This window comes from Spongiibacter nanhainus, from assembly GCF_016132545.1.
Lineage (GTDB): Bacteria > Pseudomonadota > Gammaproteobacteria > Pseudomonadales > Spongiibacteraceae > Spongiibacter > Spongiibacter nanhainus.
The window spans coordinates 3,226,714-3,251,223 of record NZ_CP066167.1 but is presented as its reverse complement, the minus strand read 5'-3'; the positions used below and the strand labels follow the sequence as shown (position 1 = coordinate 3,251,223).

Here is a 24,510-nt window from a genome sequence, read left to right as displayed (position 1 = left end):
CTACGTTTTGGGGCAAGGTATGTGGCGTAGGGCGGACAAGGCTTCACCTGTCCGCCGTAACCTGAGTGCTATGCCTCGGCCTGCGTAAATATGATGTACGCCCAATAGAACATGTCGAGAGAGAATGGCCGACGATATCGATCAATGGTTGAATGAGTTGTCAGGGCGCGCAAGCGGCGACGAACTGACGGAGTCCCTGCGCCGCGCTGTGGCGAAGCGCGAGCGCCCGCAAATGATTCGTGACCGTGGCACTAAAGCTGCGGTGGGCGACCTTGCACTCAAGCGACTCCATCGGCGCTTGGCTGATGAGGGCTTGCTGGAGCCCAACCCCATCCACCGGCTGTTTCGCCCCTCAACACCGGCCTGGCTTCCCGCAATGGGGCTGACGGCCAGCATTTTGTTGGCCTTTACCTTGAGTGTTTTCGAACCCGGTGCGTTTAAGCCCAATGAGGGGCAAGACAGGCCAATGTTATCCAGCGCCGAATTGACAGGGGAGTCGGGCTTTGCCGCCGATGCCTCAGAGCCGGCGCGCTTATTGTCCCCGAAGAGTGAGGCCCGGGATTATAGCGCACCCTTGGCAGAGGCTGATGCTCTTTCGGGCACAGGCCAAAAGCGGGCCTCGAGGGTTTTCGCGCTTTGCTCACGCAACCCGGAAGGGCTATTACAGGTCGATATTGCCGTTAAAAATATCGCTGAGCTGCGTCGCCACTATGCGCGGTTTGCCGCGATTGAAGCTATAGGCTTGCGCTTTGATACACACCACAATAACGCCCGCTTGCTGTGGAGCAACGATGAGGCCGGTGAGCGCCTGGCTAAGGTGCTGAAATCAGAATATGGCATACGTTGTACGCTCAACGGTGAGCGTGCATTGGCGCTTCACTTCTTGCCAGTGTCTTCACCGGCTAAAGGTAGCAGCCGGTGAGTGTGAGTGTGGATGAGGCAGTATTGCTCCGGGATATCAGCCTGGGGGGCCGCAGAGGTCGCCGCGCTTTGGACGAGCTGTACCGCTACTACGCCAGCCGTTTTCTCGCTTTTTATCGCCGGCGAGGCGTCAGCGAGTTCGATCGGGAAGAGTTGTGTCAGGACGCCTTTATAAAAATTGTTCGCAGTTGCAGAGAAGCAGAGGATATTCACGCCCCCCGGGCCTGGCTGTGGTCGGTGGCGCGCTCGGTGATGCTGGATTATTTTCGCCGCCGCAGTGATGAAGCCTTACCCCTGTGGCAAGAAGAGAGCGACGTAGATTGGGAAGAGAGCTTGAATCTTCAGGACTGTGTCGACAAGCAATTTGCGCGCTTTGCCGCTCGGGCCCCGGAAGCGGCCCAGGCGATTAGTTGGGCAGTCATTGAGGGATTTACCGCCGTGGAAATTGCCGACATGCTGGAGCGCAGCCCAGGGGCGACCAGAGAGTACTTGTCTCAAGTGCGCAAAAAATTGCGCCAGGCCCTGGCTGTGTGTCGCGACTACCTGACGCAGCAATGAGCAATACTGAACAGGAAATCCATAGCGGAGGAACCGCCCGTGTTGATACGACTACTTGCTTTAATGATGTTCTCCTTCTCTGCCCTTGCGGATGTTGATGGCAGCGACGATCACCCGATGATATCCCGCTACCCTGATTCGACCATTGAATGGTACCAAGTGGAAAATCACCGCGACTATTTTGTCCCCACTGGCCCGGTCACTGGCTATCGCCATATCGATCAGGGCGAAATGGTAGCCGGCCGTGTGACGCGAATCTACTATGCGCTGGACGGTGTTGACCGCAGTGATAGGGAGGTCTTTCAGAATTATCTGGACGGACTCTCGGCGGCGGGAATGGAAATTCTTGCTCAGGGGTACGAATCGGCGGGTGGACGCAGCGCCGAGGTGGGTAGCCGCAAATGGCGGCAGGTGTTGTTTCTCAACAATGCCTGGGTCGATTCAGGAGCGGCGGTCAACGAGATGGTGAGCGGCTCGTCGACCTCTGGGGGAGGTGGCAGTATTGTCGCCTGGAAGGAGCGGGCTGCCGGCACTGCTTACGTGGTGGTAACGGTATACCGTTTTCGCGAGGATCGAGTCGCAACATTAGTGGACGTGGTCGAGGTCAAGGCTGCTGAGTCTGGCTTGGTAATTGTCGACGCCGAAGCGATAGGGGCTGATATTGAGGAAAAAGGTCGGGTGGTATTGGAGGGCTTATACTTTGACTACGATAAAGCGAGTCTTACCGCGGCGTCTGATCTGGCACTCAAGGAAATTGCCGATTTCCTCAAAGCAAATCCTGACAAACGCTTTTATGTTGTGGGGCACACCGATGCGAAAGGTACATTCAGTTATAACTACGGATTATCCGGTGCTCGGGCGAGGGCGGTGGTTAAGGCGCTGACAGAGCACTTCGAGGTAGATGCAGCGCGCTTGGAATCCCACGGTGTAGGTCCGTTGGTCCCGGTGTTCAGCAATAGCACAGACGCGGGGCGGGAGCACAATCGGCGCGTGGAGTTGGTGGAGCGTTTGGCGGAGTAACCCTCTACCCGTGGTGCTAAATGATTGCCGCGCTAAGCTAATAGCCATAAAAAAGGGCGGCCTCCCTGCCGCCCCATCGTTATTATTGTTTATTGTTGTGCTGTGATTATGGCCTGAATTAAATGCCGATCTCGCCGCCGTCATCTTTAGTGATCACCACCGTGGCGGCCCGGGGGCGCACATCGCCGGCAGTGGCCAGAGCCGCGTTGTCGGTGTCGGGCCAGTTACCGGGGTGCTGGATGTTGACGAAGAAGTTTTTCAGGTCAGGGGTGAAAGTACAGCCAGTGACTTCACAGCCGTTGGGGCCAACAAAGAAACGACGCAGTTCAGCTTGGTTACTGGCAGTGACAGTTTCCAGGTTATTGTCGTCATCGACTAAGTTAGAGGGAATCACGGCCAGCATCTGGTCGTTTGTCTCCTCGGTAACTTCATCGGCACCGTTGTCGGTTTGAATCCACAGTATGCCGCGTGGATCAGTCACCAGGCCGTCGGGGCTGGCGAACTGGTTGGCGGCCGTCAGGCCGGACAAGTTGGTGTTGGCGTCGGCATCGTCGGCAGAGCCAAACACAAAGATATCCCAATTAAAGCTTTCGGCGTTCCCGCCTTCCATCCAACGAATGATATGACCAAAGGCGTTGTTCAGACGAGGATTGGCGGCGTTGGTATTGTCGGTGCGCTGAGTATTGTTGGTCAGCGTCAGGTATACCGCACCATTAACCGGGTCAACGGCAATCCACTCTGGACGGTCCATGGGGGTAGCGCCCACGGCGTCGGCGGCGGAGATCGTGTCGAGAATAATGTCTTCCTGATCGCCAATGTCGTTGCCCAGTGTGCTGCCACCGGTGGTTGCTGTTGCTGGCACCAGAGGAATCCACTGGCCGGCGCCGTTCTCGTTAAATTTAGCAACATACAGCGTGCCATCATTTAAATACTTGTCGCCGATTTCCAGGCGGTTGTTGCTGTTGGCGTCGCTGGGGCTCCACGTGGCATTGGAAACATATTTGTAGAGGTACTCGAATCGACCGTCGTGACCAGAGTAGAAGGTCACAGGCTGGCCGGCTTCCAGTTTGCCATACACCACACACTCGTGGCGGAAACGACCCAGTGCGGTGCGCTTTACTGCGCGGGAATTGGCGGTGTAAGGGTCAATCTCGACGACGTAGCCGTGGCCGTTGGCTTCATTGCGATAATCGTCGCCAGCGCTGGCGCCGCTGGGGGTGGCATCAAAACGGGCAAACTCGTCATCGACTTCGCTGGCATCGCCCGCGGCGGTTTCCCAGCGGTAGCGATTGTTGTTACTTGAAATCCCCACCCGTTCGTCGGCGGCGGTGCGGCCGCTGGCTTTTTTGAAGTAGCCGGGCCAGTTCTCTTCACACGTCAGGAAGGTGCCCCAGGGCGACTCGCCGCTGCCGCAGTTATTGAAGGTGCCGCGAGCCACAGTGCCGGTGCCGTCGTATTTGGTGACCAGCTTGTCGGATCCCGCCAGCGGGCCGGCGATATCCATCTCGGTAAAGCCAGTGTAGCGGCGGTTGAGGCTGTCGTTTTCAACGACGTTCCACTTGCCGTTTTCCTTGCGGATGCGGACCACCGATACGCCGTGGGCATTAATCTCTTTGCGAACTTCGTCGACGATGGTGCGAATGCCATTTTCTTCGCTGGGGCCATTGGGGTGCAGGGCGCCGGAGTCGATATACTCGTGGTTGATACACAACAGGCCGTCGGTGGAGCTACCATTCAGCGGGAAGTAACTCATGCCGTCGTGGTGCATACCCACTGCGTTAGCTTGGTCTTCGCCGGTATTGCTGCCATCGGCCTGCCAGGGGCTGGCATCGCTGTTTAATGGTGTGCCCCAGGGAGCCAGTACCTGTGCCGAGTAGCCGGGAGGCACCACACAGGCATCGGTTTTTGAACCAGATATGGAATTAAAGCCCAGTGTTACTGAGGGCTCATTACCGCCGTTGCCATTGCTGTCGTCGCCGCCACAGCCTGCCAGGCCAAAGCCGCCCAGCATACCCAGCGCAGCGACGCTGCTGCCGCTTTTGATCATGCCGCGACGGGAAATTTCTTTATCCAGTACTGAAGAAAAAGGCTCGTTGTCGCTGTTGTTGTATTTTGTTGGGTCAAAGGTTGCTTCGCTCATCTGCTTAGTCACTCCGCGGAAATAGGTGGGATCTGTTTTCTCCGCGACAGAATTTAGCAGTGTGATCACAACGCTTTGGTGACAGAGGGTTTACGTTTTAGTGACACGCTGTCACGAAATTCCCGTGCAACGCCTTTTCTGTCATATAGCTGAAATGTGTTCCGGGGGAGTGCCGCGCAGCTTACAGCGACATTTGTTCGGCGAGTATGCGGTAACTGTCTCGTCGTGCTTGATGATCGAATATCTGACTGGTGACAATAACTTCGTCGACCTGGGTGCGGTCGATAAATTGCCGCAGTTGCTCGCGAACCGTGTCTGGGTCGCCTATGGCGCTACAGTTCATCACGCCTTTCAGCAGGTGTTGGTCTGCGACGCTCAGGGATGACCAATAGTTTGCGACTGGTGGCGGCAGAGGGCTTGGGTTACCCCGGCGCAGGGCCACGAAGGTTTGTTGCATCGAGCTGGCTAACATCTGCGCCTCGCGATCGGTTTCGGCAGCATAGACACCAAAGCCGGCCATGACGTAAGGGTGCTCGAGATGGGCTGAGGGCCGGAAACGCTCCCGGTACAGTGCCAGCGCGTCGTCGAGCTGCGCCGGGGCAAAGTGAGAGGCAAAGGCGTAGGGCAGCCCCAGGGCGGCGGCCAGTTGCGCACCAAACAGACTGGAGCCCAGTATCCATACCGGTATGTTGAGGCCAGTGCCGGGTACGGCTTGCACCGGGCTGCTGATATCGCCCTCGAAGTAGCCGAGGATCTCCACGACATCCCGTGGGAACTGTTCGACGTCGCCGTCCAGGTTGCGACGCAGAGCCTGCATGGTTTTCTGGTCTGTGCCTGGGGCGCGCCCCAAGCCCAGGTCAATACGTCCCGGGTACAGGCTTTCCAGCGTGCCGAATTGTTCCGCCACTACCAGCGGCGCGTGGTTGGGCAGCATGATACCGCCGGCACCGACCCGAATACGGCTTGTGCCTGCGGCGACGTGGGCAATGGCCAAGGCGGTGGCCGCGCTGGCAATACCACGCATGTTGTGGTGCTCTGCCAGCCAATAGCGTTTGTAGCCCAATTGTTCGCAGAGCTGGGCGAGATCCCGGGATCGCTGCAGGGCCTCGGCGGCAGTGCCGCCCTGAACAATGGGGCAGAGGTCGAGAACGGAAAGAGCGGTCATAGCTGACTATCGGCGATTTGCTTGCTATTGAGGGATGGCAGGGGGCTACCCCGCAGCATGTGCCACAAGGTTTTGCTCTTGGCCCGGCTGTCTTGACGGTGGCTTTGAAAGCTTACGTGTTGCTCCGGCGCTTGTGGGTCGAGCTGGATACTCCACAGTGCGTCGATTTCGTGGGGAAGCAGGGAGTAGCGAATGTCGATGATGCGATTGGGAACCTCGGGATCTAAGGCGATATAGCCATTGGAAAAGTGGCGAAAGCGCTCGACATCCTCGGCCTGGGTGGCAGACGGCGTCAGCCAGGGCAAATCCCGTTGCAGGTTCAGTTGCGGGATGCTGCTGCCGGGGATGACGGTAACGCGGCGACCGGCGCGAACAGCGTCCACGTAATAGCGACCGCCGCTGCTGTACACCGACTTCCATACCACTATATTGGCGAAGGAGGGCTTTACGTCTAAAGAAATAACGTCGTGGCCCCGTTCCCTGGCCAGTTGCTGGGCAGCGCCTTCGGCACGCTGGTGTTGCCACCAGCCCATCGCGGGATAAGCCAGAACCCAGAATAGCGCCAAGCGCGCCGCCCAGGTTCTGCCTTTGGCCGCGATCAGGCAAGCCGCCAATATGGGCACTGTATACAGTGGATCGATAATGGATAGCACATTCCAGGCTATGCGGGCGTCACTGAAGGGCCACAGCAATTGTGTGCCGTAGGTGGTACAGGCATCCAGCAGGGCGTGGGTGGCATAGCCGAGGGTGCAGTAAAACACGCTTTGCCACAGCGACAGTTGGCGCCGGGCAAACAACAGATAAAGCACCAGTCCACAGAGTGCGCCGCCGATGGGGATAAACACCAGGGAGTGGGTGAACTGGCGATGGTATTCCAGAAACAACAAGGGATCGGTGGGGCTGCGAATCACCACATCCAGGTCGGCAGCCATACCGGCAAGAAAGCCCAACAGGGAGACCGCCACGGTGTGGCGGCGACCGCTACCGCCATTTTGCGCTGCGGTGGCGCCCAGCAGCCCTTGCGTGAGTGGATCCATACGATGCTTACCTCAGTGCGTTAGACGGGCTAATCGGGGTGGTCCTCCTGCTCACTGGGCGGAGTAAGCTCCGGCATGGGGGGCTCGTCCTCGGCTTCAGCTTCGTCCTCGGGTGGATTACCACTGTGCTCCTTGTCGGCCTTGGTCTCGGGTGCCGGCGCCGGAGCTGGGCCAGAGTCGCGCCGGCTGCCGGTATCCTCAGCGGAGGGGCCGGTGCCCCGCTCTTCCTTGTTGCGAGTATTGCTGGGCTTGCTGTCTTCTTTGGCACTTTCCTCGACAATCTTCGGTGTGTCTTTGGCGGCGGCTTTCACCGCTTCACGCACTGCGGCCGTCACATCTTCGGGGTTGTCGCTCTTCTCGGCTGCGGATTGCGCGGCTTCCCGGGCCGCCTCTTTTAGCCCTTCGGCAACGGGTTCCAGTGCCTCCGCGACGACGCTGTCGGCGACTTTTTCGGCGGTGGCTTTTTTCTCGTCTGTCGCTATGCCGATATGGTAGGCAGCAAAGCCGGGCATAACCATTTGATTCAAAGCCATGCCGATGATTTTGCCATCAACCGTTGAGCGAATGACGGTGCTGCGGTTGGTAATGGGGTCGGTCACTGTACCCAGGATGTCGCCTTTTGAGACCTTTTGGCCCAGCTTGGCCTCGGTGAGAAAAACACCACTCTGGCTGGAGCGCAGCCACGTCGACTTGTAAAAGACGGTTTGATCTGGGCGTTTGCCGGGGGCTTCATCGGTCATGCCCAATTGGCGCATAACGGTTTGAATGCCCGCCACACTTTGGTTGACCTCTTTGAGTTGCAGCCGCAGCGGTTCGCCGGCCTCCAGCGTGACCGCAGGAATGCCGGCGTCCACCGCGGCCCGGCGCAATGTGCCCCGGGCACCGGCGCCATCCAACACCATCACGTCGTGAAACATGCGGCTGAAGTCTTTGACTTGCTCGTTACCGAGGTCACTGCGCAGCTGGGTCAGATTGGTGCGGTGAAAGGAGCCGGTGTGGATATCAATCAAGCGGTCGCAGTGGGCGATCACTTCGTTAAACAGGCTGTGCGCGATCCGCGCCGCAGAGCTGCCATTGGGGTCCCCGGGGAAATAGCGGTTCAAATCCCGGCGGTCGGGCAGGTAGCGAGAGGTGCGCAAAAATCCGTGCATATTGACGATGGGAACGCCGATGACTGTCCCTTTAAGTTTGTCGCTTTCCAGGCTGAACATGACCCGGCGGATAGCCTCCACACCGTTGAGTTCGTCGCCGTGAACGGCGGCCGTCAGGCACAGCGTGGGACCTGGCTCGATACCGGCGGCGACCAACACCGGAGTCGGCATAGATAGGCCGGCCACAGCTTGGCCCGCAGTCCAGTAAAGCCGCTGGAAACTGCCCCGTTGGATATTGTGGCCCAGCAGGTCGATGGCCGTTTCAGGGGGCGTCTCGCCGTCACTCAGGGGGTACTCCGCCAGCAGCGCGCTGGGTTTGCGCCGACTCGGTGTCTGTAGGCCGTTACTGCTTTGCTGGGTGGCCTCTTCCAGGGTTTTGATGCGTTGCTCATCGGCGCTGGCAGCCAGCGGCGCCAGCATGAATGCCATACACAGCAACTGACACAGGGTGGAAATGGGGCGGCGTTGTCCTCGCATAGCGGGGTGATTGCTCCGTGATAATGTTCTTACTGGCGATATCAACAGTGACCGCCAAGTTATTTAATAAAGCCATAGTTAAGCCGGCCCGCCCACCAGCCGTCAATGGCGAGGGACGTGTTATCTCGTTTGCCGACTAGCAAGTGGCAAGGTTTGCCCTTGCTTTGTCAGCGATCAGTGCAGTGAAGTTCATTGCAGCCCGCGGATTGCCTTTGGCTTTGTGTGTTCCGTTTGTGGCTCTCAGATGGGGCCTCTTAGGCAAGGCGGTGGCCAAAGGGCTATAATGGCAAGCGTCGGGGCGGGCCGCCAAGGCACGCGCCGCGAGGCCGTAAACAGGCCGGCAACGCAATCCAGCAAAAAAGCCAGCAAACAGCCAGTAATAGCAAGCGGAGAGCGATCCCAGTGCAGGGAACGGTGCAGCAACAGTATCTAAAAGCGATGGGAGTGCACAGTTATGTGCCCCGCTTCCAGTTGCCCGGTGCCCTTGCCTCCGAGCAGGGCAATTTCATCCCCGCATCAGCGGCGGTTGATGTTCCACCCCGCCAAGAACAGCAGGCTAACGAAGTCCCAGCGGGGGGCGTGGCTCGGGTGGATAAACAGGCCTCGGCAGCGGCCAGGGCGGCACTGGATATCGATGTGTCGAGCGCTGCTGCCCCGGCGAGGAAAGCCGAGCCCAGCAAAATCACGGACGCCCCTGCGGCGGAGTCGTCGGCGCCGCGCTTCGGTGCGACGCTGGTGGATACCGCTATTGGCCTAATGTTTTTGACTGACACCTCGGAGGCTGATCTTAGCGCAGCTGAAAAGCGCTTGTTGGCGAATATTGCCAAGGCGGTGGGGCGGCAGTTTGCCGAGGAATCCACGCCCGCCTTTCAAGCTTCGACCTTTAGCTGGCCGATGCCAAATGCCGGCCCGCTGGTAAAGGGACGCATGGCCCAGGGCAAGGCGGAGGCCAGGGATGCATTTACCGGCTTTCTGCTTTCTCACGCCGAGCGCTGGCGGGGCTCTCGCCTGGTGGTCATGGGGGAGGCGTTGGAAGCTTATATCGCCGCTGACCATCTCGACCGCGATGGCTTGAAGGTGATCTACCACAGTGATGTCAGGGCGCTGATGAACCGCGCTCAGGAAAAGGCGCAACTGTGGCAAAAGCTTTGCGCCAGCTTTCTATGAGCTCCCTATCTGAGCCCTTTCCCGAGGTACTGACCCTGGCTGATATGGAAGCCTGCCTGGCGCTGTCACAAAAATCTGACCCCCACCCCTGGCAAAGCAGTGTGTGGCGGCGCAGTTTGCGCGACGATCATTGCCTGGGGATCAAAATCGATGACCGGCTGGTGTCTGTGGCGGTGTTTTCCCTGGTGCTGGATGAAGTGAGTCTGCTGAATATCATTGTCGATGATCACTACCGTGGCCGGGGGCTGGGGCGGGAGTTGCTTGCCTCGGGCCTGTCGTGGATGCAGCAGTTTGGGGCGGAGCGTTGTGTGCTGGAAGTCCGAGTTTCCAACCGCCCCGCGCGGAGCCTGTATGCATCGATGGGCTTTGCCGAGGACGGGCTCAGAAAAAATTATTACCCGCTGGGCGCGGGCCGCGAAGACGCACTGCTAATGTCAGTGCCACTGCCATTGGAGTTTTCATGAGGGAAGTTGAGTCAGACTGGTGGTTTCTGGATCTGCCGGAATGCTGGTTAAGCGAGCAGGATGAAGAGAGCATTTTGATCTATGACGAGGACGAGTTGGGCTGCATTAGTTTGTCGGCGCTGGTTCCGGATGGCGGCGCTGTCGACGAGGCCGGCCTGAGATCGCTCATCTCACAGCTGGATCTGGATGTTGCAAAAGGCAGAGCCTGTCGCCTAGGTGAGGCATGGCGGGGCTGGGAGTTTGAGACCGAGGAAGAGGGTGACTATATTCGCGAGTGGTACTTGCTGGGCCCCGACCACCTGCTGTTGGTGACCTATTCCTGCGCGGACGAAGACCGGGATATGGATCGCGCTGCCGTCGATGAGATACTTAGTACTTTGAGAACAAAAACAAAGAGTTAAAATGATTTTATGAGTTTTTGCAGCGTAAGTGCCCGCTAAGGGGCTAAATATGCTGCCAATTTGATCGGATCATTCTCTTGCCGCTCTGGGGCAATTGTGCTAACAATTGCGAAAACGCGCACAGTCATACAACAACAAAGTGCGTAGTATCTCACTAATGTTTTCTGTTAGGTCCGTCCTCGGGTAAGCGGGCCAAGGTGTATTTCATGAAAAAGTGGTGCTTTGCGGCGGTGGCGTCGCTATTGATGGTAGTAGGGCCTGCCGCTTTGGCCGGTGCAGCTAAACAGGCGATGCCTAAATTAGCGTCGGTTAGCGCTGCAGCAATGGATGCCGAATCCGGTGAAATGTTGCTGGAAAAGCACGCCAACCTGCAAATGCCCATTGCCTCGATCACTAAAGTGATGACGGCCATGGTGACCCTGGATGCCAACCTGGATCTGAATGAAAAAATTCGCTTCAGCGAGCAGGACCGGGTGGCGATTGACCACTATTTTTCCCGTATCCGCACCGGCTCTGAATTACCCCGTGGAGAGGTTATCCGCATTGCCTTGATGTCGTCGGAAAACCTGGCGGCGGCGTCACTGGCGCGCACTTATCCCGGCGGCAGTAGGGCCTTTGTTAAGGCGATGAACGCCAAAGCGGCAGCACTGGGAATGAGCAATACCCAGTTTGTCGACAGCAGCGGCTTGTCTGAGCAGAACGTGTCCACCGCGTCTGACCTGGTCAAGCTGGTGGCCGCCGCGGCCAAATATCCCACCTTGCGGGAATACTCCACCACCACCGTCCACACTGCCAATTTCTCCCGGCCCCGCTACAAGCTCGCCTATGTCAACACCAACCCCCTGGTGCGCTACGAGCGTTGGCCCGCCGATGTCAGCAAGACGGGTTATCTGGATAAAGCGGGTCGCTGCCTGGTAATGAAAACCGAAGTGGATGGCCGTCCAGTGGTGCTGGTGATGTTGGACTCCTTTGGCAAGCGCAGCCCTATCGGCGATGCCGGTCGCATCAAGCGCTGGTTGGAAACTGGCAATGGCGGTTCAGTGGCCAGCTCGGCCTGGAATTATCAGCGCAATAAATTGGCGGGCTACTTGGCCAAGCAACCCACCGCCAGCCTCAACTAGCGCTCCTTAATCAATAGCGCCATAAAAGGCGTTGTTAGCTGATATTGCCGGTGACCCGCACTCGGCGGTCAACCGGCGCTGTATCGCTGCTGGCGGCCCGGCGTTTCTCAATCTGGCCGTCGATCATATTTTTTAGCGCAATAATTAGCCCGGTGAAGATAAAGGCACCGGGGGGCAGAATGGCCACTAATACCGGTTTGTAATCCTCAAACAGCACCACTTTCCAGGCCTTGGCGCCCTCGCCGAACAGCAGGTCCATGTTGGCGAAAATGGCGCCGGTGCCCACTACCTCCCGCATGGCGCCGAGCAGAACCAGTACTGCGGCAAAGCCCATACCCATGATAAATCCGTCGTACATGGCGGGCAGCAGGGAGTTCTTGCTGGCAAAGGCGTCGGCCCGGCCAAGAATCACACAGTTGGTGGTAATCAGTGGCAGAAAGATACCGAGAATCTGGAATAGCTCGTAGGCAAAGGCCTGCATCAACAGCTCGATGCAGGTTACCGCTGCGGCGATGATCATCACAAAAGCCGGCAGGCGGATGGCATCCGAGGCGAAATTGCGAATCAGCGAGACGCAGGTGTTGGAGGTGGTCAGCACCAACAGTGTCGCCAACCCCATTCCGATGGCGTTGATCACCGAGCCGGTCACCGCCAGCAGTGGGCACAGTCCCAGCAGCTGCACGATGGCCGGGTTATTCTTCCACAAACCGTTGAGGGAGAGGTCGCGGTAACTGGTATCACTCATGGGTTTGCTCCTGGTTATCTGTCGCCATCTTTGCCAGTAGTTGCTCTCGATGGGCGTCAAAATACTGCAAGGCCCGACGCACCGCGCCGGTCACCGCTCTGGGTGTGATAGTGGCGCCGGTAAACTGGTCGAAGACACCGCCATCTTTTTTTACCGTCCACTGTTCAATTGGGGGTTGCTCCAAGGACTTGCCCTGAAAGTTATCGACCCACTGACTTTTCTTGTAGTCGACCTGATCGCCCAGGCCTGGGGTTTCCCGGTGGCTGAGCACCCGCACGCCAGCGACGCTGCCGTCGACATTAATGCCAACGATGAGGTCGATATCACCGGTGTAACCGTCCCGGGCAGTGGCGGGCAGGATCACGGCCACCGGCTTGCCTTCTTGTGTGGCCAGATAGCGCAGTTTGGCTTCCCTTAGACCCAACAGCTCGCTGTTGTCGACAGTCATGCTGTCTTCCAGCATGTCGTTGTCGTGGCGCTGGCGGGGGATGATATCCAGCAGGGCTTTTTCTTCGGCACGCCGAATATTGTCCCGCACCTGATCTCGGGTCGACAGGTAGGTCGCCGCGATAACACCGGTGGTCAGCACGGCGAACAGCCCCAGCATGGCGCCGTTTTTTCCAATAGATTGTCCCAGCATAGTACTCGGTGCTTACTCCTTGGCGGCTTTTTTACGGCGGTGCCCATAGGTGCGGGGCTGGGTGTAGTGATCGATAAATGGCGCGGCAAAGTTCATCAGCAGTACCGCAAAGGCCACTGCATCGGGGTAGTTGCCCCAGGCGCGAATCACAAAGACCAGGGCGCCGATCAGGGCGCCGTACACCATCCGGCCGCGGTTGGAGACCGCCGAGGTAACCGGGTCGGTGACAATGAAAAAGGCCCCGAACATGGTGGCGCCGCTAAACAAATGGAACAGCGGCGAACCGGGGGATGCCGAGCTACCGCCGTCGTAAAACAGCAGTGACATCACCGCCAGGGCTACCAGCATGCTGACCGGCGCGTGCCAGGTGAAGACCCGTTTGTAGAGCAGATAGATGCCGCCCAACAAAAAGCCCAGGTTGACCCATTCCCAGCCGAGACCGCCCCACTGACCAAACTGAGCTGATTGGCTCCACAGGTCTTCCATCAGTAGGGCGTCGTTCTGTTTGACCACATCCAGCGGCGTCGCCATGGTGACGGCATCCACCGGGTTGAGAAGACCAAAACAGCGCAGTATGGCGTCTACCGGGCCGAGTAGTTGGCCGGCGTCGACTGCGCCCCGCGGCGCCAGCCAGGTGGTCATATCCACCGGAAAGGAAATCAGCAACAAGACGTAGGCGGCCATGGCGGGGTTGAATGGGTTATAGCCCATGCCGCCATACATCTGCTTACAAATCAGGATGGCGAAGCCGGTACCCACGGCAATCAACCAGAATGGCGACGCAGGGGGCAGGGCAATGCCCAGCAAAAACGCCGTGACTAAGGCGCTGCAGTCGCTCAGGTAAAAACCCAGTGGGCGTCGGCGCAGTTTCAGTGCCAGGGCCTCAAAGGCCAACGCGGTGAGGCTGGCCCACAGCACATTGACCAGTGTGCCAAAGCCAAAGAACCAGGTCAGTGCCACCAGCCCTGGAACCGTGGCGAACAGCACCAGGCGCATCACCCGGGCGGTGCTCATGGGCCCGTGGGCGTGGGGGGAGCTGATCTTCATAAATGCCATAGTGCGTACCGCTCCCGATTAATGCTCTTGGCTCTGGGGTGTTTTTGACCCCTTGGCCTCGGCCAGCTTGCCCTGGGCCTCGCTGAGCTTGGTCTCTAGTTTTTGCAGCGCGGTTTCCAAAGCGTCAACGGTGTCATCGCCAGCTTGGCGGGCGGCGTCGAGTTTCTCGCGGCTGCGGGCAATGCGTTTTTCCAGTGACTCTACGCTCTGGGCCAGTTTGTCGGTCTCGCTCAAATTGGCCGCTGCCTCCCGGGCGGCCATGGCCCTGGCAATCGCGGCTTGTGCCGGGTCATCACTGGGGCTGTCGGCGGCGTCGCCGTTATTATCCCTGCCCGTCTGCAAGGTGGCTTGGTGGCTGGCCAGCTCCTGGCGGGCGGCATCCAGCTTCTCCCGAGTTTTTTCTACGCCGGCAGCCAGGGCCTCGGCTTTGCTGCCGCCCTGTTGCTGAGCCTCCTGCCAGCGCGCTTCAGCGGCCTTTAGGCGTTTTTCGGTGCTGGCGATTTGCTGCTGGAGGCGCTGGGTTTTGTCCTCATCGGATTCCGGGGCATCGGCCCCGGCCCGCTTGGCTTGAGCCCGAGCGATGGCGGCCTGGGCGGGGTCCAATTCGGCACTTTGGTCCTGCGGCGAACTCGCCGCAGTGGCCGGTGGTGCGTCTAGTGCCGCCAGCTCCTCCCGGGCGCCCTGTAGTTTTTTCTCGGTAGTGGTAACGGCGCTGCGGAAGGCCTCCACCTTATCACTGCCTTCGGCCTCAGCTTGGGCCAGTTTCTCTTTGGCAGACTCGAGCCGCTTTTCGGTGCTGGCGACCAGTTTTTCCAGGCGGGCTTGTTGCTCTTGTGGAGTTTCCTCTGCTGCCTTGCCGCTGCGCTTGGCCTGGGCGCGTTCAATAGCGGCGGTGGCGGGGTCGCTCTGCTGGGCCTTCTTGGCTTTGCTGCGCTCGATGGCCGCTTGAATAATATCGCTCTTGTTGTCGTTGTCAGAGACCGGCTTGGCAGCTGTATTCTGCTTGGCCTTGGCGGCCTCCAGGCGAGCGCGTTTTTTGGCCTCTTTCTCGGCGGCTTCTTTTTCTATCCGCGCCTGGCGGGCTTCAAAGCGTTCTTTGGAGCGCTCGGCTTTAATGCGGTCTTGCTCGGCCTGCCTGATCTCCCCTTTGGCGGCGCGGTAATACTGCACCAGCGGGATATGGCTGGGGCAGGCATAGGAACAGGCGCCGCACTCGATGCAGTCAAACAGATTGTGCTCTTCCAGCTTGTCGTATTCCTGAGAGCGGGCATACCAATACATCTGCTGGGGCAGCAGGGATACCGGGCAGGCCTCGGCGCACATGCCGCAGCGAATACAGGCCTGGGCCGGGGGCGGAGGTGGCAGCTCCTCGACGGTGGGAGCCAGCACACAGTTACTGGTCTTAACAATGGGAACGCCAGTATCGGGGAGGGTATAGCCCATCATCGGCCCCCCCATCACCAGGCGAATGCAGCGAGACGCGTCGAACTCGCTGCGATCGAGCAGGTACTGCACTGGCGTGCCCAGCAGCACCTCGTAGTTGCGCTGGTGGCCGCAGGCCTCACCGGTCACGGTGGTGACTCGGGAAATCAACGGTTCGCCAAAGCGGATGGCCCGGTAAATGGCCACTGCGGTGCCGATGTTTTGGCACACCACGCCGATGTCAGCGGGCAGTCCGCCAGAGGGGACTTCCCGGCCGGTCAGAATCTCTATCAGCTGCTTCTCGCCGCCGGAGGGATATTTGGTGGGGAAGACCGCGACCTGGATGCCGGTGCCTTCAGCGGCTTTGCGCAGGGCGGCGATGCCTTCGGGTTTGTTGTCCTCTACGCCGATCACGGTGCGCTCGCTGGGAGCGACTAGGTGGCGGAGTATCTCGGCACCGGCGATGATCTGTTCGGCCCGCTCCCGCATCAGAATATCGTCAGCAGTAATATAGGGTTCGCACTCGGTGCCATTGAGAATCAACGTGTCGATGGCTTTGGTGCCGCCCAATTTGACTGCGGAGGGGAAGCCCGCGCCCCCCATGCCGGCAATCCCTGCTTCGCGAATACGCTTGAGGAGTTCTGGCTTGTCCAGTGAGCGGAAATCCTCTACGCCCTGGTGTGGAATCCAAGTGTCTTCGCCGTCAGTATCGAGAATGATGCAGGGGGCGCTCATCCCGGAGGGGTGGGGAATGACCCGGGGCTCGATGGCGGCAATGACCCCCGAGGTGGGGGCGTGGATGGGCGCGCTGACCAAGCCTTTGGCTTCGGCGATTTGCTGGCCCTTTAAGACCTTGTCGCCAACTTCCACCAGTGGCGCAGCGGGCGCCCCGATGTGCTGGGATAAGGGCAGAATAAGGCGGGGCGGGATGCCCGCCGACTGAATGGGTTCACCCAGAGATTGGTGCTTGTTCTCAGGGGGGTGCACGCCGCCGTGAATATCCCAAACCTTGATGGTGTCGCTGTGGCTGTCTGCAGAGATAGGCATAGGGCTCAGGCAGCCTCCACAGATTGGCGGTCACTGGCGATTAACTCGACGCCGTCAGCTGGGGTTTCCCAGTGCCAGCTTTGCAGAGTCGTGGGCAAAGGACGCATTTCGATACAGTCCACCGGGCAGGGCTCAACGCAGAGATCGCAGCCGGTGCATTCACTGGCGATCACGGTGTGCATGTGCTTGGCTGAGCCGAGAATGGCGTCCACCGGGCAAGCCTGGATGCACTTGGTACAGCCGATACATTCCTCTTCGCGGATGTAAGCTACCGAGGGCACCGACTCTTCGGCGGCGTCCAGGGGTTTGGCTTCGACGCCCAGCAGGTCGGCCAGTGCGGCGATGGTGGATTCGCCGCCGGGCGGGCACTTGTTGATCTCGTCGCCGCCGGCAATGGCTTCGGCGTAGGGGCGGCAGCCGGGGTAGCCACACTGGCCGCACTGGGTTTGAGGCAGCAGTGCCTCCACCTGTTCGGCAATGGGGTCGCCCTCAGTTTTAAACTTGATGGCGGCAAAGCCCAGCAATGCGCCGAATACGGCGCCCAGGCTGACCAGCGCCAGCAAGGCCGCGATAAAACCGTCAGTGAAGAAAATATCCATCCGCTGCTCCCCTATACCAGCCCGGCAAAGCCCATAAAGGCCAGCGACATCAAGCCCGCGGTAACCATACCCACCGCAGCACCCTGGAAGGGGGTAGGCACATCGGCAGCGGCAATCCGCTCCCGCATGGCAGCAAACAGCACCAGTACCATAGAAAAGCCGGCGGCCGCGCCAAAGCCATAAAGAGCGGATTCAACAAAGCTGTGGTCTTTGTTGATGTTGAGAAGCGCGACGCCCAGCACGGCGCAGTTGGTGGTAATTAACGGCAGAAACACCCCCAGTACTTTGTACAGCAGGGGGCTGGTTTTACGCACCACCATCTCGGTAAATTGCACCACCACAGCGATCACCAGAATAAAGGAAATAGTCCGCAGATATTCCAATCCCAGTGGCACCAGCAGCCATTGATAGGTGAGCCAACTACAAATTGAGGCCAGGGTCAGCACGAAGGTGGTGGCGCTGGACATGCCAATAGCGGTTTCCAACTTGCTGGACACCCCCATAAAGGGGCACAGGCCAAGGAACTGGACCAGTACAAAATTGTTGACCAGAATGGCGCTGATAAGAAGTATGGAATAATCCGCCAACACTGTGTTTGCCTCCCCCTCTGGCGGCTTGATACGTCTATCGTGGCTTCTTGGAGCCGGCTCGCCTCGTGTACAAACGGCCATAGAGGTGCCACAGCAATGGGCACCGTCATGACCTTGTCATAACCAACAGTATTTTATTTCGAACAAGCGTTCAATTTAAAATGTGTTAATCCTGAAACACTTATCGGTGTGGCCGATAAGGGGCGGTTATTGAATCCGCATTCCCGGTTGAGCGCCGCTGTCCGGGCTGAGCAGCCAAATCTCTTTACCCCCCGGGCCTGCCGCCAACACCATGCCTTCAGAAACGCCAAAGCGCATTTTTCGGGGCGCCAGGTTGGCGACCATTACGGTGAGCTTGCCCACAAGCTGCTCAGGGGCGTAGGCAGACTTAATCCCAGCAAACACCTGCTTTTGCCCCAGCTCGCCGAGGTTCAGCGTCAATTGCAGCAACTTGTCCGCGCCTTCCACATGATCGGCGGCGACGATTTCGGCTACCCGCAGGTCGACTTTGGCAAAGTCGGGGAACTCGATGGTGTCGGTCAGCCCCTGGGGCTCGTCCTTGTTGCTTTTCTGTTTTGCTTTGCCGCTATTGCTGGCCTGGCTCGCGCCTTGGGGTGCCGCGGCGATGGACTCGGCACTGTCTTCCACCATGGCTTGGACCTTGTCGTTGTCCACCCGGGCCATCATTGCTTTGAAGGGCTCGATGCGGTGACCCAGCAGCGGCTGGAAGGGGGCCTCCCAGCTCAGTGATACATTGAGGAAGCTCTCCACTTTTTCTGCCAGCGCAGGCAATACCGGTGCCAGGAAGCTGCTCAGCACGTAGAAGCAGTTCAGGCACTGGGAGGCGATGGCGACAGCGTCGGCGGCGCCTTCCTCGGTTTTAGCCAGCTTCCAGGGTTCGCCGGCGTCGAAGTATTCGTTGGTGGCATCTGCCAGTGCCATGATTTCGCGGATGGCTTTGCCGTAATCCCGGTTCTCAAAGTGGCTGGCGATGCCCTCGCTGGCGTCCACGACCTGCTGCCACAGGGCGGGGTTGTGGAGCTGACCACTGAGTACGCCGTCATTGCCTTTAAGCACAAACTTGGCGCTGCGGCTGGCGATATTGACCAGCTTGCCCACCAGATCGGAGTTGACCCGCTTAACGAAATCTTCCAGGTTGAGGTCGATATCGTCCACGGCGCCGGACAGCTTGGCGGCAAAGTAGTAGCGCAGGTAGTCCGGCGGCAGGTGTTTGAGATAGGTCTCCGCCTTGATAAAGGTGCCCCGGGATTTGGACATTTTCTTGCCGTTGACGGTCAGGAAGCCGTGCACATAGATCGCTGTAGGTTGGCGGAAGCCCGCCGAGTCCAGCATCGCCGGCCAGAACAGGCCATGGAAGTTGATGATGTCCTTGCCGATAAAGTGATAGAGCTCGGCCTTGGAGTCGGGGGCCCAGTAATCGTCGAAGTTGCGGCCGGTGCTGGCGCACCAGTTGGCACAGCTGGCCATATAGCCGATGGGGGCGTCCAGCCACACGTAAAAATACTTGCCCGGCGCCCCGGGGATTTCAAAGCCAAAGTAGGGGGCGTCCCGGGAAATGTCCCAGCTCTGCAGGCCGGCATCCAACCACTCACCGAGTTTGTTGGCAATTTGTGGCTGCAGGCTGTCACTGCGGGTCCAGCTGCGCAGCAGACCTTCGAAATCTTCAAGCTTAAAGAAGAAATGGGTGGAAGCCTTCTCCACCGGCACCGCGCCGGAAATTGCCGAGCGCGGGTTGATCAACTCCGCCGGCGTATAGGTGGCAGAGCAGACTTCACAGTTGTCGCCGTACTGGTCTTCGGCCTTGCACTTGGGGCAGGTGCCCTTGATATAGCGGTCGGCCAGGAACAGGTTTTTCTCCGGGTCGTAGAGCTGGGTGATTTCTTTGCGCTCGATGTGGCCGTTGGCGTCCAGGCGGCGGAATATCTCCTCCGCATAGTGGCGGCACTCGTCGGAGTGGGTACTGTAGTAGTTGTCAAAGCGGATCTGGAAACCAGCGAGATCCCGCTCGTGTTCCGCTTTTACCCGGGCGATTTGCTCCTCCGGGGTGATGCCCAGCTTCTCGGCGGTGAGCATGATCGCCGTGCCGTGGGCGTCATCGGCACAAACGTAGGCCACGTCGTGACCGCGCATTTTTTGAAAGCGCACCCAGATATCCGTCTGAATGGATTCCAGCAAATGGCCGAGGTGGAGGGGGCCATTGGCATAGGGCAGGGCACTGGTGACCAATATCTTGCGCGACATGGGAGTCCTGTTTGGCTTGCGTGAGTGATGTCGATATTTGCATTGCCGCCATGTGTCTCATTTGGCGGTTTTTGGGCGCGCTATCATAGCGTTTTTGTGCCCAATGCGCATCTGCCCTGGCCACTGCGCCGGGCCGCTTGGCCCGTGAACATTGAGAGGGACTGGGGCCGGGCGTATACTCGCGGGTTCGTTTTTTACAGTATCGAGGTAACTATGGCGGCGGACGTCACGGAGTCAGCAAGACAGCAGTTGATGTCAGCGGTATTGCCGGGTTTGTCCCAGCCTCTGTCAGACTATGGGCGCATTGCCGAGATCAATGTCGGCAATGGTCGGGCGCGCATCAACATTGAGCTGGGTTTTCCCGCGCGCAGTCAGCAGAAGGCCTTTGAGCAGTTTTTGGCCGAGCAGGCGATCAATGTGAATGGCGTTGAGAGCGCCGAGGTACAGGTGACCTGGTCGATTGCGCCCCACGTCGGCCAGCAGAATGTCAAAAATATGGAGAATGTCCGCAATATTATTGCGGTGGCCTCCGGCAAGGGCGGCGTGGGCAAATCCACCACCTCGGTGAATTTGGCTTTGGCGCTGGCCGCGGAGGGGGCTCGGGTGGGTTTGTTGGACGCCGATATTTACGGCCCCAGTCAGCAAATGATGCTGGGAGTGGCGGAAGGTCGCCGACCCGAGCAATACGGCACCCACTACCTTATGCCCGTTGAGGCCCACGGCATCCAGTCGATGTCCATGGGGTATTTGGTTACCGAGAAAACACCCATGGTGTGGCGGGGGCCGATGGCTACCGGCGCGCTGCAGCAATTGCTGTATCAGACCTACTGGCAGGACCTGGATTATCTGATCATTGACCTGCCCCCGGGTACTGGAGATATTCAGCTGACGCTGTCACAGAAGGTGCCGGTGGCCGGCGCAGTGGTGGTGACGACACCTCAAGATATCGCGCTGTTGGATGCCAAGAAAGGTATTGAGATGTTCCGTAAGGTGTCGGTGCCGGTGCTGGGCGTGGTGGAGAACATGGCAGTCCACGTTTGTAGTCAGTGCGGCCATCAGGAACATATTTTTGGTGCCGGCGGCGGCGACGCTATTGCCGCGGATTATGGCGTGCCGATGCTGGGGGCCTTGCCACTATCACTGCAGATTCGCGAGCAGGCAGACAGTGGCTTGCCGGTACTGGTGTCCGATCCCGAAGGAGAGGCGGCCGCGTTGTATCGCCAGGTGGCGCTGGGCATGGCGGCGGAATTGGCCAAGCGTACCGCCAGTGCCAGTGCGGCACCAAAAATCTCTATCAGTGACGATTAATCGGGCGGCGGTCGCTTACCGGCTGCCAGCACATATAAAGGAAACCCAATGGCAATAAAATCGGATAAGTGGATTCGGCGCATGGCTGAATCCGAGGGAATGATCGAACCCTTCGAGCCGGGCCAAGTTCGCCAGCAAGGCGGTGAGAAGATTATTTCTTTTGGTACCTCCAGCTACGGCTACGATGTGCGCTGCTCCAACGAGTTCAAGGTGTTTACTAACACCTACTCGGCGACCGTGGACCCCAAGGCCTTTGATGATAAAAGCTTCGTCAATATCACCGGCGACTACTGCATTATCCCCCCCAACTCCTTTGCCCTGGCGCGGACGGTGGAGTACTTCCGCATTCCCCGCAGTGTATTGACGGTCTGCTTGGGTAAATCCACCTATGCCCGCTGCGGCATTATCGTCAATGTGACGCCACTGGAGCCAGAGTGGGAGGGGCACGTTACTCTCGAGTTTTCCAACACCACCACCTTGCCGGCAAAAATATACGCCAATGAAGGGGTGGCACAGATGCTGTTCTTTGAGTCCGATGAAGTGTGCGAAACCAGCTACAAAGATCGGGGCGGTAAATACCAGGGGCAGCGGGGCGTCACTCTTCCCAAAACCTGATCTGCCAAGCGGCGGTGTTTATTGGCTCTTTGCGGCGAGCTGTTGGCCGTCGAGTTTTGCGTTGAGCAGCTCCAGTGAGAAAGCGTCGTCGTCTTCAAGCTGCTCCAGTTTGACGATCAGGTAATTCCAGCCTTTAGCCAGCCAAATGATGGCTTCGGCGCTGCTGCCTTCCCGGTGGCGCCGCAGTTTTATGGTGTCGACGGTGCCCAGTGCGCTCTCGACCGTCTCCTCGCCCAGGAGGTTGTATTGGTAGGTTTTGATCTTGCCTTTGTTGACGATGGTTTGCTCATAGCCGTCTTTAAAACGGCCGCTAAGCAAGGTGGCGCGGAGCTGAAGTTGTGAACCCAGTTGGTCGCTCAAGTTACCGCTCAAGGGTTTTTGCCAGGGCTTGCGGGCCTGGCGGTCTGCAACGACGCCTGCCTCCCAATCGAAGATGATGTGTTGATTGCGTTTGCTGCTGACGCTATTGCGATAGCTGTACTGTTGCGTTCTCAAGCCTGAGCTGGAGGCTTTAACACGGGCTTCTTCCGATACTTTGAGGAAAAAAATACTGGCGTCCTGAGCCAGGTGCCAGGTATCGCCATCCTTTCTTAGAGTTCTGTCTGCTGTGGTGCTCATACCGTCGTAGCTGATGCGATATTCGGCGGTGTAGGGCAATAGTGCTGGTGTCGGTGTTTTCGGCGGGACGTCAGGCGTGTCGTTATCACTGGCAGAGGGGGGCTCTATGGCGTCGAGTTCGCTGGTATTGATCCCGACCGCCGGGGTGGTGGCGGTGTCGGGGCCGCTACCGCCGGCTGCGGCGGGTAGGGCCAAATTGAGGGTGAGCAGCGCAATGATTGCTGCTCTCCACAGTCGTACTTGGGCCTCAATCGTCGCTGTATTGCCAGCCTGTGGGCGGGAGCGCTTTGTCATCGAGCCGAGCCTCTGAGTCGTTCAGTTGCAGTCTCCCCTCGGCAAACCAGCGGGCAGCCAGGGGGTATATCCGATGCTCTTTGGACAAGACCCGCGCGGCCAGTGTTTCTGCCGAGTCGTCGGGTAATGTTGGTACTTTTGCCTGGATTATTGGTGGTCCGCCGTCCAGTTCTTCAGTGACAAAGTGGACGGTGGCGCCGGCCTCCGTGTCGCCAGCATCCAGGGCCCGCTGGTGGGTGTGAAGACCGGGGTACTTGGGTAGCAGGGAGGGGTGAATGTTGAGCAGCCGGCCCCGGTAGTGGCGGACGAAGTCGGGAGTGAGGATGCGCATAAAGCCAGCCAGGATGACTAAGTCCGGTTGGTGCCGGTCGATGGCGTCGCGCAGTGCGTTGTCGAAGGCTTCGCGGCTGTCGAAACGCTGGTGCTCGACGCAGTCGGTGGCAATGCCCGCCTGTTGAGCGCGCTCCAGACCGTAGGCGCCGGGCTTGTTGCTGAGTACCGCAACGACATCGGCGTCGCCCAGTTCACCGCTTTGGCCAGCGTCGATCAGCGACTGCAGGTTGGAGCCGCTGCCGGAAATCAGTACCACAATGCGACAGGTCATGAGCCCTGCAGGCCTTCCAGTTGTACGGAGTCTTCGCCGTCCCCGGCCGCCTCGATGCGGCCAATAATGCAGCCTGTTTCGTCATATTGTCGCAGCAGGTCGAGAATGCCTTCGGCGTCATCTGCACTCACTGCCATGACCATGCCAATACCGCAGTTAAAGGTGCGGTACATCTCTCGCTGTTCAACATTGCCCTGCTGTTGGAGCCAATCGAAAATAGCCGGGGCGTCCCAGCTTTGAGTGTCGATAACTGCCTTGGTACCCCGGGGGAGGACGCGGGGGATATTCTCCAGCAATCCGCCGCCGGTAATATGGGCCAGGGAGTTGATCTGGAACTGCTTGATCAGCTTCAGCACCGGCTTGACGTAAATCTTGGTAGGGGCCAGCAGGGTTTCGCCCAAGGTGCTGTCGCCAAAGGGTTCGTCCAGTGAGGCGCCGCTGACCTCGATGATTTTGCGGATCAGTGAGTAGCCGTTGGAGTGAGGCCCGGAGGACGGGATGCCGATAAGGAGGTCGCCGATGCGTACCGAGTTGCCGTCAATAATGCCGGATTTTTCCACTACGCCGACGCAGAAGCCTGCCAGGTCATAGTCTTCGCCTTGATACATGCCAGGCATTTCGGCGGTTTCACCACCAACCAGCGCGCAGCCGGCCTGCTCGCAGCCTTCGCCGATTCCGCTCACAACACTGGCGGCGATGTCGACATTCAAGGCGCCGGTGGCATAGTAGTCGAGGAAAAACAGCGGTTCAGCGCCAGTGACCAGCAGGTCGTTCACGCACATAGCCACTAGATCGATGCCAATGCTATTGTGAATGCCGGTGTCCATGGCAAGTTTTAACTTGGTGCCAACGCCGTCGGTACCGGAAACCAATACTGGCTCTTTATAGCCGCTGGGCAATTGGCACAGGGCGCCAAAGCCTCCCAAGCCGGTCATGACCTCCGGGCGGCGGGTGCGTTTGGCTACATCCTTGATGCGCTCCACCAGTGCATCGCCAGCGTCGATATCGACACCGGCGTCTTTGTAACTGAGGCGAGGTTTGTTGCTGTCGGTCATAGTTGTCGGCCGCTTGAAGCGCTTGGCTGGATT

General features: G+C 58.8%; 23 protein-coding genes. 9 read left to right on the top strand and 14 right to left on the bottom strand.

The genetic code is table 11. From position 1 onward, the window contains the following. Positions 1 to 124: 124 nt before the first annotated feature. From I6N98_RS14945 to I6N98_RS14935, 3 genes are read left to right on the top strand one after another with little or no spacing between them, the layout of a single operon-like run. Entirely contained in the window at positions 125 to 922 is a 798-nt protein-coding gene (locus tag I6N98_RS14945; protein WP_198569131.1) for a hypothetical protein, read from the top strand. After that, the gene (locus I6N98_RS14940) at positions 919 to 1,479 is read left to right on the top strand and encodes an RNA polymerase sigma factor (protein ID WP_198569130.1); all 561 of its coding nucleotides are present in this window, start codon (positions 919 to 921) and stop codon (positions 1,477 to 1,479) included. The genes I6N98_RS14945 and I6N98_RS14940 overlap by 4 nt, the downstream gene beginning before the upstream one ends. Positions 1,480 to 1,518: 39 nt before the next feature. Next, on the top strand, positions 1,519 to 2,499 hold the full coding sequence (locus tag I6N98_RS14935) for an OmpA family protein (RefSeq protein WP_198569129.1): 981 nt from the start codon (positions 1,519 to 1,521) through the stop codon (positions 2,497 to 2,499). A gap of 118 nt (positions 2,500 to 2,617) precedes the next feature. Here the strand turns inward: I6N98_RS14935 and I6N98_RS14930 are convergent, their stop codons facing one another. From I6N98_RS14930 to I6N98_RS14915, 4 genes are all read right to left on the bottom strand, one after another. Then, the gene (locus tag I6N98_RS14930; protein ID WP_198569128.1) at positions 2,618 to 4,639 is read right to left on the bottom strand and encodes a PhoX family protein; all 2,022 of its coding nucleotides are present in this window, start codon (positions 4,637 to 4,639) and stop codon (positions 2,618 to 2,620) included. 181 nt (positions 4,640 to 4,820) lie between these two features. Further along, positions 4,821 to 5,804 (bottom strand): LLM class flavin-dependent oxidoreductase, encoded by a 984-nt coding sequence (locus I6N98_RS14925; RefSeq protein ID WP_198569127.1) that lies wholly within the window; start codon positions 5,802 to 5,804, stop codon positions 4,821 to 4,823. Next, positions 5,801 to 6,841 carry a metal-dependent hydrolase gene (locus I6N98_RS14920; RefSeq protein ID WP_198569126.1) on the bottom strand — a complete coding sequence of 347 codons (1,041 nt, stop codon included), beginning with the start codon at positions 6,839 to 6,841 and terminating at the stop codon, positions 5,801 to 5,803. The genes I6N98_RS14925 and I6N98_RS14920 overlap by 4 nt, the downstream gene beginning before the upstream one ends. A 29-nt stretch (positions 6,842 to 6,870) precedes the next feature. Further along, complete coding sequence (locus I6N98_RS14915; protein ID WP_198569125.1) at positions 6,871 to 8,469, bottom strand: succinylglutamate desuccinylase/aspartoacylase family protein; 1,599 nt, start codon at positions 8,467 to 8,469, stop codon at positions 6,871 to 6,873. A 402-nt stretch (positions 8,470 to 8,871) separates the two neighbouring features. Here I6N98_RS14915 and I6N98_RS14910 point away from each other — a divergent pair, with 402 nt between their 5' ends. From I6N98_RS14910 to pbpG, 4 genes are all read left to right on the top strand, one after another. Next, positions 8,872 to 9,636: a hypothetical protein gene (locus I6N98_RS14910; RefSeq protein WP_198569124.1), complete on the top strand. Its 765-nt coding sequence runs from the start codon at positions 8,872 to 8,874 to the stop codon at positions 9,634 to 9,636. After that, positions 9,606 to 10,100, top strand: a complete 495-nt coding sequence (gene rimI, locus I6N98_RS14905) for a ribosomal protein S18-alanine N-acetyltransferase (protein ID WP_198569123.1) — start codon at positions 9,606 to 9,608, stop codon at positions 10,098 to 10,100. Before I6N98_RS14910 ends, rimI begins: the two co-directional genes overlap by 31 nt. Next, positions 10,097 to 10,501, top strand: coding sequence for a hypothetical protein (locus tag I6N98_RS14900; RefSeq protein ID WP_198569122.1), 405 nt, complete (start codon positions 10,097 to 10,099; stop codon positions 10,499 to 10,501). Before rimI ends, I6N98_RS14900 begins: the two co-directional genes overlap by 4 nt. Positions 10,502 to 10,707: 206 nt before the next feature. Continuing rightward, on the top strand, positions 10,708 to 11,622 hold the full coding sequence (gene pbpG, locus I6N98_RS14895) for a D-alanyl-D-alanine endopeptidase (RefSeq protein ID WP_232787357.1): 915 nt from the start codon (positions 10,708 to 10,710) through the stop codon (positions 11,620 to 11,622). A gap of 34 nt (positions 11,623 to 11,656) precedes the next feature. Here the strand turns inward: pbpG and I6N98_RS14890 are convergent, their stop codons facing one another. The 7 genes from I6N98_RS14890 to metG form a co-directional block, all read right to left on the bottom strand. Further along, positions 11,657 to 12,367 (bottom strand): electron transport complex subunit E, encoded by a 711-nt coding sequence (locus tag I6N98_RS14890; protein WP_198569121.1) that lies wholly within the window; start codon positions 12,365 to 12,367, stop codon positions 11,657 to 11,659. Continuing rightward, entirely contained in the window at positions 12,360 to 13,007 is a 648-nt protein-coding gene (gene rsxG / locus I6N98_RS14885; RefSeq protein ID WP_198569120.1) for an electron transport complex subunit RsxG, read from the bottom strand. Before rsxG ends, I6N98_RS14890 begins: the two co-directional genes overlap by 8 nt. A 12-nt stretch (positions 13,008 to 13,019) precedes the next feature. Next, positions 13,020 to 14,063, bottom strand: coding sequence for an electron transport complex subunit RsxD (gene rsxD / locus I6N98_RS14880; RefSeq protein ID WP_198569119.1), 1,044 nt, complete (start codon positions 14,061 to 14,063; stop codon positions 13,020 to 13,022). An 18-nt stretch (positions 14,064 to 14,081) separates the two neighbouring features. Beyond that, entirely contained in the window at positions 14,082 to 16,532 is a 2,451-nt protein-coding gene (gene rsxC / locus I6N98_RS14875; RefSeq protein WP_198569118.1) for an electron transport complex subunit RsxC, read from the bottom strand. A gap of 5 nt (positions 16,533 to 16,537) precedes the next feature. Beyond that, positions 16,538 to 17,131 (bottom strand): electron transport complex subunit RsxB, encoded by a 594-nt coding sequence (rsxB, locus tag I6N98_RS14870; protein WP_198569117.1) that lies wholly within the window; start codon positions 17,129 to 17,131, stop codon positions 16,538 to 16,540. Between the two features lie 11 nt (positions 17,132 to 17,142). Further along, the gene (rsxA, locus tag I6N98_RS14865) at positions 17,143 to 17,721 is read right to left on the bottom strand and encodes an electron transport complex subunit RsxA (protein WP_232787356.1); all 579 of its coding nucleotides are present in this window, start codon (positions 17,719 to 17,721) and stop codon (positions 17,143 to 17,145) included. Positions 17,722 to 17,928: 207 nt separating this feature from the next. Then, positions 17,929 to 19,983, bottom strand: a complete 2,055-nt coding sequence (gene metG / locus I6N98_RS14860; RefSeq protein WP_232787355.1) for a methionine--tRNA ligase — start codon at positions 19,981 to 19,983, stop codon at positions 17,929 to 17,931. A 213-nt stretch (positions 19,984 to 20,196) separates the two neighbouring features. Between metG and apbC the strand changes: the two genes are divergently transcribed. Continuing rightward, complete coding sequence (gene apbC / locus I6N98_RS14855; RefSeq protein WP_198569116.1) at positions 20,197 to 21,291, top strand: iron-sulfur cluster carrier protein ApbC; 1,095 nt, start codon at positions 20,197 to 20,199, stop codon at positions 21,289 to 21,291. A 48-nt stretch (positions 21,292 to 21,339) separates the two neighbouring features. Continuing rightward, positions 21,340 to 21,906, top strand: coding sequence for a dCTP deaminase (gene dcd, locus I6N98_RS14850; protein WP_198569115.1), 567 nt, complete (start codon positions 21,340 to 21,342; stop codon positions 21,904 to 21,906). An 18-nt stretch (positions 21,907 to 21,924) separates the two neighbouring features. On the opposite strand, the gene I6N98_RS14845 is transcribed toward dcd, so the two are convergent. From I6N98_RS14845 to purM, 3 genes are read right to left on the bottom strand one after another with little or no spacing between them, the layout of a single operon-like run. Continuing rightward, complete coding sequence (locus I6N98_RS14845) at positions 21,925 to 22,818, bottom strand: DUF3108 domain-containing protein (protein WP_198569114.1); 894 nt, start codon at positions 22,816 to 22,818, stop codon at positions 21,925 to 21,927. Further along, the gene (gene purN, locus I6N98_RS14840; protein ID WP_198569113.1) at positions 22,772 to 23,422 is read right to left on the bottom strand and encodes a phosphoribosylglycinamide formyltransferase; all 651 of its coding nucleotides are present in this window, start codon (positions 23,420 to 23,422) and stop codon (positions 22,772 to 22,774) included. The genes I6N98_RS14845 and purN overlap by 47 nt, the downstream gene beginning before the upstream one ends. Next, on the bottom strand, positions 23,419 to 24,477 hold the full coding sequence (purM, locus tag I6N98_RS14835) for a phosphoribosylformylglycinamidine cyclo-ligase (protein ID WP_198569112.1): 1,059 nt from the start codon (positions 24,475 to 24,477) through the stop codon (positions 23,419 to 23,421). The genes purN and purM overlap by 4 nt, the downstream gene beginning before the upstream one ends. Between the last annotated feature and the right edge of the window lie 33 nt (positions 24,478 to 24,510).